Annotated in this window: 11 protein-coding genes; 8 read left to right on the top strand and 3 right to left on the bottom strand. The window is 64.0% G+C overall.

What is annotated here, in order from left to right; genetic code table 11:
- Positions 1–206: 206 nt before the first annotated feature.
- The 3 genes from ACV4UY_RS11170 to purM all read right to left on the bottom strand — a co-directional run bounded on the left by ACV4UY_RS11170 (position 207) and on the right by purM (position 2,689).
- Complete coding sequence (locus ACV4UY_RS11170; RefSeq protein ID WP_491607669.1) at positions 207–749, bottom strand: tetratricopeptide repeat protein; 543 nt, start codon at positions 747–749, stop codon at positions 207–209.
- A gap of 172 nt (positions 750–921) precedes the next feature.
- Positions 922–1,602 carry a phosphoribosylglycinamide formyltransferase gene (gene purN / locus ACV4UY_RS11165; protein WP_491607668.1) on the bottom strand — a complete coding sequence of 227 codons (681 nt, stop codon included), beginning with the start codon at positions 1,600–1,602 and terminating at the stop codon, positions 922–924.
- Positions 1,595–2,689 carry a phosphoribosylformylglycinamidine cyclo-ligase gene (gene purM / locus ACV4UY_RS11160; protein WP_491607667.1) on the bottom strand — a complete coding sequence of 365 codons (1,095 nt, stop codon included), beginning with the start codon at positions 2,687–2,689 and terminating at the stop codon, positions 1,595–1,597. Before purM ends, purN begins: the two co-directional genes overlap by 8 nt.
- Before the next feature lie 332 nt (positions 2,690–3,021).
- Here purM and ACV4UY_RS11155 point away from each other — a divergent pair, with 332 nt between their 5' ends.
- The 8 genes from ACV4UY_RS11155 to ACV4UY_RS11120 all read left to right on the top strand — a co-directional run bounded on the left by ACV4UY_RS11155 (position 3,022) and on the right by ACV4UY_RS11120 (position 12,351).
- Positions 3,022–4,269 (top strand): hypothetical protein, encoded by a 1,248-nt coding sequence (locus tag ACV4UY_RS11155; protein ID WP_491607666.1) that lies wholly within the window; start codon positions 3,022–3,024, stop codon positions 4,267–4,269.
- 4 nt (positions 4,270–4,273) lie between these two features.
- Complete coding sequence (locus ACV4UY_RS11150; protein WP_491607665.1) at positions 4,274–5,392, top strand: hypothetical protein; 1,119 nt, start codon at positions 4,274–4,276, stop codon at positions 5,390–5,392.
- A 24-nt stretch (positions 5,393–5,416) separates the two neighbouring features.
- Positions 5,417–6,139 (top strand): DnaA/Hda family protein, encoded by a 723-nt coding sequence (locus ACV4UY_RS11145; RefSeq protein ID WP_491607664.1) that lies wholly within the window; start codon positions 5,417–5,419, stop codon positions 6,137–6,139.
- Positions 6,140–6,389: 250 nt separating this feature from the next.
- A complete protein-coding gene (locus tag ACV4UY_RS11140; protein ID WP_491607663.1) occupies positions 6,390–7,589 on the top strand; it encodes a glycosyltransferase family 4 protein in 1,200 nt (399 codons plus the stop codon).
- 17 nt (positions 7,590–7,606) lie between these two features.
- Positions 7,607–8,170 (top strand): HPP family protein, encoded by a 564-nt coding sequence (locus ACV4UY_RS11135; RefSeq protein WP_491607671.1) that lies wholly within the window; start codon positions 7,607–7,609, stop codon positions 8,168–8,170.
- Between the two features lie 402 nt (positions 8,171–8,572).
- On the top strand, positions 8,573–9,682 hold the full coding sequence (locus ACV4UY_RS11130; RefSeq protein ID WP_491607662.1) for an ABC transporter ATP-binding protein: 1,110 nt from the start codon (positions 8,573–8,575) through the stop codon (positions 9,680–9,682).
- A 51-nt stretch (positions 9,683–9,733) separates the two neighbouring features.
- The gene (locus ACV4UY_RS11125) at positions 9,734–10,738 is read left to right on the top strand and encodes an extracellular solute-binding protein (RefSeq protein WP_491607661.1); all 1,005 of its coding nucleotides are present in this window, start codon (positions 9,734–9,736) and stop codon (positions 10,736–10,738) included.
- Positions 10,735–12,351, top strand: coding sequence for an ABC transporter permease (locus ACV4UY_RS11120; protein ID WP_491607660.1), 1,617 nt, complete (start codon positions 10,735–10,737; stop codon positions 12,349–12,351). The genes ACV4UY_RS11125 and ACV4UY_RS11120 overlap by 4 nt, the downstream gene beginning before the upstream one ends.
- The last annotated feature ends 147 nt before the right edge of the window (positions 12,352–12,498 follow it).

Genomic DNA, 12,498 nt, shown 5'->3' with positions numbered 1-12,498 from the left:
ATTATGATCTGGCTTGAATAGGGTTGATATTATTATTGAATGTCAACACGCCCTATGGCCTTGCGAGAAACTACGCATCCCAAAATGGGTGCGGTTTAAAACCAAGAAGAAATTCAAAATCAAAACCCCAGAGGCTCTGCCTCCGGACTTCCGCCGGGGACCTTCGGCCACCCGTCCTCCGTAACAGTAACGGACATGCTGCTCCGTCACGCTTCTTCCCCTTTTTCCCACCGCGCCACCAACGCCTCGGCACTGGCCAACTCCTCCGGGCTCATCTCCTCGGCGGACAATTCCAGATTCTCCAACGCATCAATCAATCCACCCCGCGCCGCCAACAAAAACCACGCCCGAGCCTGAACCATCTCCCGCTCCACCCCTTCCCCGGTGGCATGCAGAATCCCAAGATTGTTGCACGCCTTGAGATCCCCCTGCCGGGCGGCAAGCAGAAACCAGGCCGCAGCCTGGGCGGGATCCGGCGCCACCCCCAAACCCTCCAGATACATGGTGCCCAGATCATATTGGGCGGGAGCATACCCCTGCTCGGCGGATAACCGATGCCACTGCTCGGCCTGCGCATAATCAAGCGGGACATCAATGCCTTCGAGATACATGGCCGCCAGATTGTGCTGGGCCTTGGCATCGCCCCACTCGGCCAACGTGGCCAAGGTTTGGGCATAATCCCCCTCGTCGAGGTTGTAAAGCCCGCTGGCGTGAATGGATGGATTGGCTAACAGGGTGTCAACGTTCAAGAGTGTGCAACCGCTTAAGGGTTTCCCTGATCGAACGGATGGATGAACAAGATGTGGCGCAGGTCGATATGCAAAAAATAAGCCAGCTCTCTGTTGCCGGCGCGCGATCCTCATCCCACGGGGTCGATCTGCCATGGAACTCCCGTCGGGGAGGTCCACGGGGTCGATCCCCTCATCCCACGGGCGCGATCAGGAAAACATCGGGGTCGATCCCATCCCCATCCACCACCCGCACCCGTTGCCCCTCGATCCGCAACCGCCCCTCGGCGTAGAGCTTGACCGCCAGGGGATAGATGCGATGCTCGTGTTTCAAGATGCGTGCGGCCAGGGTGGAGGCGTCATCGTTGTCGAGGATCGGCACCACCGCCTGGGCGATGATCGGGCCGGCATCCACCTCCTCGGTGACGAAATGGACCGTGGCCCCGGAAAAACGGGCGCCAGCCTCGATGGCTCGCTGCTGCACATGCAACCCCGGAAAGGCCGGGAGCAGGGCAGGGTGGATGTTGAGGAGTCGCCCGGCAAAGGCGCGAATGAAGCGCGGCGTCAACACCCGCATGAAACCGGCCAGACAGACCAGTTCGACCTGGGCGGCGTTCAGGGTGTCGATCATCGCCTGTTCGAAGGAGGGGCGATCCGGATGGGCCTTGTGATCGATCACCAGAGTGGGTATGCCGGCCTGCCTGGCCCGCTCCAGACCGAAGGCATCGGCACGGTTGCTGATGACCAGGGCGATGCGCGCCGGGATGAAGCCATCGGCCACCCGGTCGATGAGCGCCTGGAGATTGCTGCCGCCGCCGGAGATCAGGACGCCGAGGAGCAAGGGAGCACGGGGAACCGGAACGGAGTCAGTCATGGATCGCCACCCTCGGGTCGGAGTCGGCGCCCCGAGCCACCACCCGACCGATGGTCCACACCTCCTCGCCCGAGGCGCGCAGGGAGGTCAGGGCAGTCTCGACATCGGCCTCGGCCACCACCGCCACCATGCCCAGACCACAGTTGAAGGTGCGGTTCATCTCCGCCTCCTCGATGTTGCCGAGACGCTGCAACAGATCGAAGATCGGCGGACGGGGCCAGGCGCGCTTTTCGAGGACGACCGAGCTGGCATCGGGCAACACGCGCGGGATGTTTTCGGTGAAGCCGCCGCCGGTGATGTGGACCAACCCCTTGATGGTGATCCGTTTGGCCAGATCGAGTATGGCCCGTGCATAGATGCGGGTCGGGGTGAGCAGCGCCTCGCCCAGTTTTTTTTCGCCGTTCGACGTGGCGAATGGGGCATCGAGACCGGGACCGCCCGGTGCCATCACCAGATGACGGATGAGGGAGTAGCCGTTGGAGTGGGGTCCCGAGGAGGCGATGCCGAGTACCACATCCCCCGGCGCGATGGTCGAACCGTCGATCAGGGCGGGTCGATCGACGATGCCCACCGCGAATCCGGCCAGATCATATTCGCCGGGCGGGTAGAAGGAGGGCATCTCCGCGGTTTCGCCGCCCACCAGCGCGCAGCCGGCCTGACGGCACCCCTCGGCGATCCCCTGGATCACCGTGGCGGCCACATCGGGATTGAGCGCGCCGGTGGCGAAGTAGTCGAGAAAGAAGAGCGGTTCGGCGCCCTGCACCACCAGATCGTTCACCGACATGGCCACCAGGTCGATGCCCACGGTGTCGTGGATGCCGGTGAGGAAGGCGAGTTTGAGCTTGGTGCCCACCCCATCGGTGCTGGAGACGAGCAGCGGATCGGCGTAATGACGCCAGTCGGGTCGGAACAGGGCTCCGAACCCCCCGATGCCGCCCAGCACGCCGGGACGGCGCGTGGAGGCGACCGCCTGGCGGATCAGTTCCACCACCCGGTTGCCGGCGTTGATGTCCACGCCCGCGTCGCGATAGGTGGTGGCGCGGGGGGTGGCGGTTGGACCCATGGCGGAATTTTCTGGATTGGACATGACGGGTGATTATCCTCGACGTGCTTGGGGTTTGCTCTTTTTTCCCAAGAGAGGTTACACTAGCCGGGCGTGATGGGGAATGCGCGAAGAATACAAACTGAACATGATGGGGGGAATCCCCTCATCCCCGACCGTGGAAGGCACTTTAAGAGGCTGTTTGGGGATGCCATGAGTGGAATCCCCAAACCTGCACGAATCGAAACAATCGATTTGCGCTTCTCAAAGGGCTGTGCAATTTGGCGGGCCATGAATGACCCGCGTCGGCTGTTTGGTCGGTGCCAAACAGCCTCTAAGTGAAGTCCATGGCCAAGAAAGTGGGAGTTTGGATCAGCATGAGAATCTCGAAGAATCCTTTTCGTTGGCTGTCGGTTGGATGGGGCGCGTGGATCTGGCTTGGCGCGTTGTGGCTGGCCCTGCCGGCCTGGGCCGCGGACGGGGCGGGCGATTCGATCTACCAGGTGCGCGGCATCGAGGTGTCGGTGCCGATGAGCAAGGGGCTCGAGGCCACCCATGATGCCGGGGTGACCCAGGCGCAACGCGAAGGATTGCGGCGTCTGCTGCTGCGCATGTTGACCCAGACGGAACGTGATGCGCGCAAGGAGTATCTGGCCACCCTGACCAAGGAGCCCAAACGGCTGGTCGAACGGACCGTGGTGCGCTCGGAAAAGCAGGTCGGGGAGCGGTTGAGCCTCCATCTGGATCTGCACTACGCCCGCAAGGAGGTCGTTGCCGCCCTCGGCAAGGAGAAGATCCCCTTCACCGAGGCGGCCTATCCTCTGGTGCTGCTGATCGTCTCCGAGGAGAAGACGGAGGGGGCTGCGACCCTGCTGTGGAAAGCCATGCCCGCCGCCGCCCGCGAACTGGGATTCAACGTGATGCAACCCCTCGGGGATCTGGAGGATCTGACCCAACTCTCCGCCGAACGGGTCGAAAAGGGGGATGCCGGGATGCTCGAATGGGCGGCCAGCCGTTACGGCGCCGGCGAGGTCTGGGTGGCTCGGGCCACCGCCACGCCGGTTACCGGAGGCAAGGGGGCGCGGATCAAGGTGGCGGCTACGCTGACCGTGGCCCGTCCCCATGTCGCCCCGATCCGGATCCAGGCCGGGGAGGAGAAAGGCGCCTCTTCCGCCGCCGAGGCGGCCAATGCCGTCTATCCCGCCGTGGCGGGCAAACTGGCCCAGCAGATCCTGGAACAGTGGGTCGCGGATCATGTGATCCAGCCTGGCAACAAACGCACCTTGAGGCTGCGGGTGATGCACGACGTCCAGGTGGCCAGAATGACCGAATTCCTGGCCGGTCTGCGCGCCGTGCCCGGCATGGCCGAACCTCGCATGGTCCAGGCGACCGCGCGGGAGAGCCTGTTCGATTGCGAATTTGCGGGTCGTGACGAGCAACTGGATGCCGCGCTGGCCAAACTGGTGGTCAAACGCGAAAAAAACGAGGAGGGGCTGACGCTCTGGTTGATCCCGCCGCCCAAGGGCGAAACGCCTGCACCTGCCGCGCCTCCGGCGGCGGCACCCGTCGCGCCCGCGCCAGAGGCCCAACCCGAACCAGCCTCTCCCGGCAAGACGTGGATGTGAGTCCATGAGGATCATGGCTGGGATGGAGAGTCTCCGGGTTCGCGAACCGCTGTTCATCGCCGCCGGCACCCGTGGATCCAAGCGGGTGGGGGGGCGTGAGCAGCCCTTTGTTCCGATCCGGGAGCGGACGAGCATCGAGCATGTGGTCGCCGCGGCGTTGGAGGCCACGTCGGTGGGACCGATCTACGTCTGGGGGGACCGGGAGCGGTTGGCATCCCGCCTGACCTGGGCAGTGCAACGGGCGCGGGAGAAGGGGATCGACCTGCATCTGGTCGAGGAGGGGAACCATTTCGTCGAGAGTTTCGTGATGACGGTCTTGCGCCATCTGCACGGGACGCACGGCATCAGTCTGAATCCGGAGGTGTTGACCGAGCCCCTGGGGCCGCGTCACTGGGCGCTGTGGCGGGAGTTGAGCCAGGAGGAGTCGATCGCCGCGACACGGGTGAATCTTCTGACCAGCGATCTGCCGCTGATCCGCCCCGAGGAGATCGACTGCCTGGTCACCGGCAAACGATCGGATGCGGATCTGGTGTTGGGGCGCACGCACCGGTCGGCCATCGATGCGGCGGTTGCGCGTTGCGACGAGCCGTTCCAATACGATCGGGCGGTCAAGAACTACTATGCCTTTCTGTCCGGGGATGAACCGGTCGATCTGATCGTCAACAACTTCCTGGCCGGACGACCGTTCCGGGTGCCGCGCTTCATCTGGAATCTGGCCGGACACCTGTTCAACAACCGCACCATCATCGAAGGGGGGCGGTTCAATCTCAAAAAGATCAAGAACAACGTGGTGTTCGTCAAATCGCTTTTTTCCAAGGCGCGTCAGGACGACAGCGAGGAGATCGCGATCGTCCGCAAGAATTACTACCAGATGTTGAAGGCCTTCTCGTTTCTTCTGCGCGCCTATTTCATCATTGTGAAAAACAAGGAGGCCAACCGCAAATTTCGCGATCTGGCCGTTCTGGAAGAGCGGATCCGCACCTTGACCGGCATGACCCTGACCTTGCATATCAGCGCCTGCGCGGGTCCGGCCCTGGATATCGATACCGAATACGAGATCGAATACATTGAACGCCATTTCGAACGACTGCGCGGTGGGGAGAGGGCCCGGATCCCGGCCTGAAATCCCCCCCGGAGGATGCCGGCCATGCGGCAACTGATCCTGGCGTTGGGCGTGGATCCCCTGTTCACCTTCGGGAATTTCATCGTCGGGACCTCCAACCGTCTGGCGCATGCGGCGGTTGGAGGGGTGATGGCATCCCCGGCCACCAGCTTGTTGTTGATCGGCGAGGCCGGCTGTGGCAAGAGCCATCTGCTGCATGCTGCGGTGGCCGACCGGCAGGCCGGGCAAGGTCACCATCTGGCCGCCTTTCTCGATCCGGAGGCCCTGGGCCTGGCTTTGGCCGATGGTGGGGAGGGGGCCTTGACCGGTTTTTTGGAACGCTGGTCGGGCCGGGTGCTGGTGGCGGTGGACAATCTGGAGCGCATCGCGGCGGGACCGGAGGTGGTTCAGGAGGGGTTGCTGTTTTTGTTCAACCACCTGCGCGCGTGCGACGGTCGTCTGTTGATCGCCTCGCGTCTCCCCCCCGTGGAGTTGACCAGGTTGCGGGCCGATCTGCGCTCGCGGCTGTTGTGGGGCCAGATGCTGGAGATCGCCCCGCCGGACGATGCCGAACGGGAGGCGATTCTGGCCAAGCTGGCCGCGGATCGTCAGGTGCGCCTGAATCCCGAGGTGATCCGTTTTCTGTGCGCCCGACTGCCCCGTCGGATCCCTGATCTGGCCGAGGCCCTGGATCGTCTCGATCGGGCCGGTCTGGAGCGGGTCCGGCCCTTGACCGTGCCGTTGGCCAAGGAGATCCTGGGGCTGTAACTGGCATGATGGGGGGAGAACCCCCTCACCCCCCGTACCATGGACCTCCCTTCGGGAGTTCCATGGTAACTGGCATGATGGGGGAGAACCCCCTCACCCCCCGTACCATGGACCTCCCTTCGGGAGTTCCATGGTAACTGGCATGATGGGGGAGAACCCCCTTACCCCCCGTACCATGGACCTCCCTTCGGGAGTTCCATGGTAACTGGCATGTCGTCATCCTCCGACCCCTCTTGTCGATGGTCCTTTCGTGCGCATCCTGACTTTTTCCACCCTCTTTCCGCATGCCGGCCATCCCGTGCATGGGATTTTCGTGGCCGAACGGCTGCGTCATCTGGTCGCCACCGGGGAGATCGAATCCCGGGTGGTGGCCCCGATCCCCTGGTTTCCGATCAGCCATCCACGCCTCAACCCCTTTGTTCAGCGCGGCACCCGGGCCCCGGCACACGAAACGATCCACGGCATCGAGGTGCTCCATCCGCGCTATTTCCTTCCCCCGAAAATGGGCATGACCAGCGCGCCCCTGTTGCTGGCGGCTGGCGCGTCCGCCACCCTGCGCCGCTTGAGCGCCAACGGGTTTGACTTCGATCTGATCGACGCCCACTATTTCTATCCGGATGGCATCGCCGCATGGTTGCTCGGACGCCAGTTGGGAAAACCGGTGGTGATCACCGCCCGTGGCAGCGATCTCAACCAGATCCCGGCCCACTTCTTGCCTGGTTGGATGATCCGTCGCGTCGCGGAGCGGGCGGATGGCCTGATTACCGTGAGCGCCGCCCTCAAGCGTGTCCTGATCGGGATGGACATCCCGGACGAACGGGTCACGGTGTTGCGCAACGGGGTGGATCTCGAACTCTTCTCACCGGTGGAACGGGAAGCGGAGCGGGCGGCGTTGGGTTGGCGAGGCCCGACGCTCCTCTCCGTGGGCCATCTGATCGAACGCAAGGGGCATGACCGGATCATCCGCGCCCTGCCCGAGTTGCCCGGCGTCCATCTGGCGATCGCCGGTTCGGGAGCGTTGCAAGAGCCTTTGCGCGCACTGGCGCGGGAACTTGGCGTGGCCGATCGGGTCCAACTGCTGGGAGAGATCCCGCAAGGTCAACTCAGGCGCCACTACTCCGCCGCCGATGCCCTGGTGTTGGCCTCGAGTCGCGAAGGGTGGGCCAATGTGCTCCTGGAGGCCATGGCCTGCGGCACGCGGGTCGCGGCGACCCGCGTTTGGGGCGCGCCGGAGGTGGTCACCGCGCCCGAGGCCGGGGTGTTGATCGAGGGGCTCGAACCGGCGGCCATCGCGCTGTCGGTGCGCGATCTTCTGGCGCGACCGGCGGATCCCGAGGCCACCCGTCGCCATGCCGAGACATTCTCCTGGGAGGCGACCACGCGGGGGCAGATACGGTTGTTTCATGAGATCTTGAAGAGGGGAGGAGCATGGAAAATCAAGCGGTCGTGAAATTGGTTCCATCCACGATGGAGAGCGGCGTCCTGTCGCGTTGTCGGGTGGCGCTGCTCGCCAAGATGCGTGGCGATCTGCCCATGCCGGCACGGGTGGGTTGGGTCGAAATCGGTTGGTCGTGGTTGGGATCGTTTCTGGGGATCCTTCTGGTGGCCGGGCTGGAACGGCTCTTTTTTCAGGATTCCGATCTGATGCTTCTCCTTGGCAGCTTCGGGGCTTCGGCGGTGTTGATCTACGGCGCGCCCGCCAGCCCCTTGGCCCAGCCGCGCAATCTGATCCTCGGTCACTTCATTTCCGCCCTTATCGGCGTGGGCGCGGTGAAACTCCTGCCCGGTGTGACCTGGCTGGCCGCCCCCCTGGCCGTCTCCCTGGCCATCGTCGCCATGCATCTGACCCGCTCCCTCCATCCTCCCGGTGGCGCCACGGCTCTGATCGCGGTGATCGGTTCCGAGCAGGTCCGCGCTCTCGGGTTCTTGTATGCCTTTCTGCCCGTTCTGGTCGCAACGACTTTGATGCTCGGCGTGGCCTTGATTTTCAACAATCTCATTCCCGCGCGTCGCTATCCGCTCTGGTGGTAGCCGGAAAGCCGGGCGTGGGGGACTCTTCGCGCCGGCGGCGAGCGGTGAAAAATTGGGTAACGATTCAGGACCCCTACATTTGGCGGGGTCCAGGGGCCATTGGCCCCTGGTGGGATCCAAGGGCAAAGCCCTTGGGACTCATTACTTTTGCCTTTGACTTTAGCGCGTTCTCCAAAAGCAGCATTTTTCGCGATTCTTGCGAAAAATGCGCCGCGCGTAGCCTATGCGGGAGTCGTTTCCGTTTTTTACCGTGGAACTCCCTTCGGGAGTTCCATGGTACGAGGGGTGAGGGGGTTCTCCCTCCATCAGGCACGTTACAAAATTTGCAAAATTGGCTTTGCCTTTATGGTTGAGAATGTGTATCATTCATTCACTTCTCAACCCCCAGCCGCGCCCGATGCCATGAACAACGCCTCTTCCATCGCACCCCTCCTGATTCTTGAATCGCTCGCCTGTGGCCTCGATCCGCAGCGCCCGGTGGTGCGTGACCTGAACTTGAGGGTGGATCCAGGCGAGATGGTGAGCCTGCTGGGGGCGAGCGGGTGCGGCAAGACCACGCTGTTGCGCGCCATCGCCGGGTTCATCCCGCTCATCGCCGGACAGATCCTGCTCAGGGGGGTGGCGATCGCCCGACCCGGCTTCTCGATGCCGCCGGAACGACGTCGCGTGGGCATGGTGTTCCAGGATTACGCCCTCTTTCCCCATCTGACCGTGGCCGAAAACGTTGCCTATGGCCTCAAGGGGGCAAGCCGGGAACGGATCCGCGCCACCACCCACGAGATGCTCGAACGGGTGGGGCTCGCCTCCCTGGCCCGTCGCTATCCCCACGAACTCTCCGGCGGACAGCAGCAACGCACCGCCCTGGCCCGCGCCCTGGCTCCAAAACCGGAGCTGATCCTGCTCGACGAGCCCTTTTCCAATCTGGATGTGGAGCTGCGCGAACGGTTGGGGGTGGAGGTCCGCCAAATTCTCGAAAGTCAGGGCACCACCGGCATCCTGGTCACCCACGATCAGCACGAGGCCTTTGCCTGGGGCGACAAGGTGGGGGTTCTTCATGAGGGGAATCTGCGTCAGTGGGGCACTCCCTATGAGCTTTACCACCAGCCGGTGGATGCCTTCGTGGCCGGCTTCATCGGCCAGGGAACCTTTTTGTCCGGGGTGAGCGAGTCGGCGGAGGAGATTCGTACCGCAGTGGGCATGGTGCGCGGCAAGCCCCACGGCGCGCGGATCGATCCCGGTACGGCGGTGCGGGTGCTGATCCGTCCGGATGACGTGTTGCCGGACGAAAACTCCCCGATCGTGGCACGGGTGATCCGACGCGCCTTTCGCGGCGCCTCGACCCTCTACACCCTGGAGCTTGATTCCGGCTGCCAGTTGCAATCCCTTTTCCCCTCCCACGCCGATCACCCGGTCGGCGAACGGGTGCCGATCCGCGTCTCCACCGATCACCTGGTGCTCTTTCCGGACGACCGGGCGGACGGTTCTTTCCTTTGTTATCCCGCCTCGCTCTGAACCGGCGCTCACAAGCATACAACCGCTCACTTGCAGGAAAGGATTGAAAACATGATCAAGCAAGCCCTTATCGCGCTGTTCCTCGCCATCGCGCTGTGTGGCGTTGCGCCCGTGGAGGCGAATGATGAACTGGTGATCTATTCGGCGCGCAAGGAGCATCTGTTGAAACCCCTGCTCGACGCCTACCAGGCCAGGACCGGGGTCAAGACCCGTTACCTCACCGATGGCGAGGGGCCGCTGCTGGCCCGTCTTCAGGCCGAGGGCGAGGCCACCCCGGCGGATCTGCTGATCACCGTGGATGCCGGCAACCTCTGGCATGCCGCCGAACAGGGGGTGCTGGCCGCGGTGGACTCCCCGACCCTGAACGCCAACATCCCGGAACGGCTGCGTGATCCGGAAAAACGGTGGTTCGGCCTGTCGGTGCGGGCGCGCACCATCGTTCATTCCACCGAGCGGGTCAAGCCGGAGTCCCTCTCCAGCTACGAGGATCTGGCTGCCGAGACGTGGAAGGGCAAGCTCTGTCTGCGCAGTTCGGAGAAAATCTACAACCAATCCCTGGTCGCCATGCTGATCGCCCGTCTCGGCGAGGAGCGCACCGAGAAGATCGTACGCGGCTGGGTGGCCAATCTGGCGGTGCCGGTCTTCTCCAACGACACCAAGCTCATGGAGGCGATCGCCGCGGGCAAGTGCGACGTAGGCATCGTCAACACCTACTACTTTGGCGCGCTGCTGAAAGAGAAACCCGCGACACCGGTCAAACTCTTCTGGGCCGATCAGAAGTCGAACGGCACCCATGTCAACGTCTCCGGGGCCGGAGTCACCAAACACGCCAAACATCGCGACGCGGCCATCCGGCTTTTGGAATGGCTCTCCACCCCCGAGGCCCAGGAGATCTTCGCCAAGCTGAACATGGAGTACCCGGCCAATCCGAAAATCCTGCCCCATGCCGAGGTCGCCGCCTGGGGAACCTTCAAAGGCGAGTCGCTCAACGTCTCCCTGGCCGGTCGGCATCAGGCCGCCGCCGTCCGTCTGATGGATCGGGCCGGGTATCCATGATCCGGTCCGTTTCTGGCGAAATCGGTCGCTGGCGTCTGATCGTCTGGCTGTTGACCGGGGTTGTGCTCGTGCCCGTCGGGGTGATCCTCTCTGCCTGGATCACCCCGGAGTGGGCCGCGTGGCGCCATCTGCTCGATACGGTGCTGACCACCCTCATGCTCAACACCGGCATCCTGATCGTGGGTGTCATCGCCTGGGTGTGGCTTTTGGGGGTGGGACTCGCCTGGCTCACCGCCTTGTGCGACTTTCCGGGACGGCGCTTTTTCGACTGGGCCCTGATCCTGCCCCTGGCCATGCCCGCCTATGTGCTGGCCTTCACCTGGCTGGGCCTGCTTGACTACGGCGGTCCCCTCCAGCTCGGACTCGCCCGCCGCTTCGGCGCCAACGGCTACTGGTTTCCGGATATCCGTTCGCCCGGCATGGTGGTTTTTTTCTTCGCCCTGTCGCTCTATCCCTATGTTTACATGCTGGCCCGTGCCGCCTTCGCCGGGCAGGGACGACGCATGCTCGAGGCGGCGCGCATCCTCGGACGCACCCCCTGGGGCGCCTTCTGGCATGCCGCCCTGCCCATGGCCCGCCCGGCCATCGCCGCCGGTTGCGCCCTGGCCGCCATGGAGGCACTGGCCGACTTCGGCGCCGTGTCGGTGTTCGGCTTTCAGACCTTCACCACCGCCATCTACAAGGCCTGGTACGGGATGTTCAACCTCCCCGCCGCCACCCAACTGGCCTCCCTGCTGCTGTTGTTCGTCCTGGCGGCTCTGACCGTCGAACGCCGCATGCGCGGACGGGCCCGTTATTTCGCCAGTGACGGCCATGCCCCGACCGAACGGGAACGGATCGTGCTCACCGGGATGGCCGGCTGGCTGGCCACCGGAGTCGCCACGCTGGTTTTTGGCCTGGCCTTCGCCGTGCCCATGACCCAGCTTGCCATCTGGGCCCTGGGACGCATCGCCCAGGATCTCGATGCCCGCTATTGGAGCCTGTTGGGACATACCCTGCTCCTGGGGGGCGGGGCTGCCTTGCTGGCCAGCCTCGTGGCCCTCATCCTCGGCCTGATCCGCAAGCGCCATCCCGAGGATCGCCCGATTCTCCTGGCGGTACGCCTGGCATCCTCCGGCTACGCGTTGCCCGGTTCGGTGCTCGCGGTCGGGGTGATGCTGGCCCTGATCGCCATCGGCAAGGCCCTGGGTGCCACTGGCGGCACGAACGGTGCCCTGGGCGCCGGTGTCGGTGCGTTGCTGCTGGCCTATCTGGCCCGTTTTCTGGCTGTGGCCATGGGGCCGGTGGAGAGCGGCCTGGAGCGCATCCGTCCCGCCATCCTCGAGGCCGCCCAGGGGTTGGGATCGGACCTGTGGGAGCAGATACGTCGCATCCATCTGCCCCTGTTGCGACCCGGCCTGCTGACCGCCACCCTGCTGGTGCTCATCGAGGTGATGAAGGAGATGCCCGCCACCCTGATGCTGCGTCCCTTCGGCTGGGATACCCTGGCGGTGCGCATCCACGAGATGACCTCGGAAGGGGAGTGGGAACGGGCCGCCCTGCCGGCGGTGACGCTGGTGTTGATCGGCGTGTGGCCGGTGATTTTGTTGGCGCGCAAGTCGGCAAAGCGTTAAACCTCGTCTATTTTGAGAAGCGTCGTTTCCCGCAAGGCCACACAGTGCCAAATACGAGCTTCGTTTCCAAACTTGCATGATGGGGGGAGACCCCCTCACCCCCAACCGTGGACCTCCCTTACGGGAGTTCCACGGTAATAAAGCGGA

Source organism: Candidatus Magnetaquiglobus sp. (genome assembly GCF_058402785.1).
The sequence above is the reverse complement of the archived record's forward strand: the minus strand, read 5'-3'. Positions and strand labels throughout refer to the sequence as shown.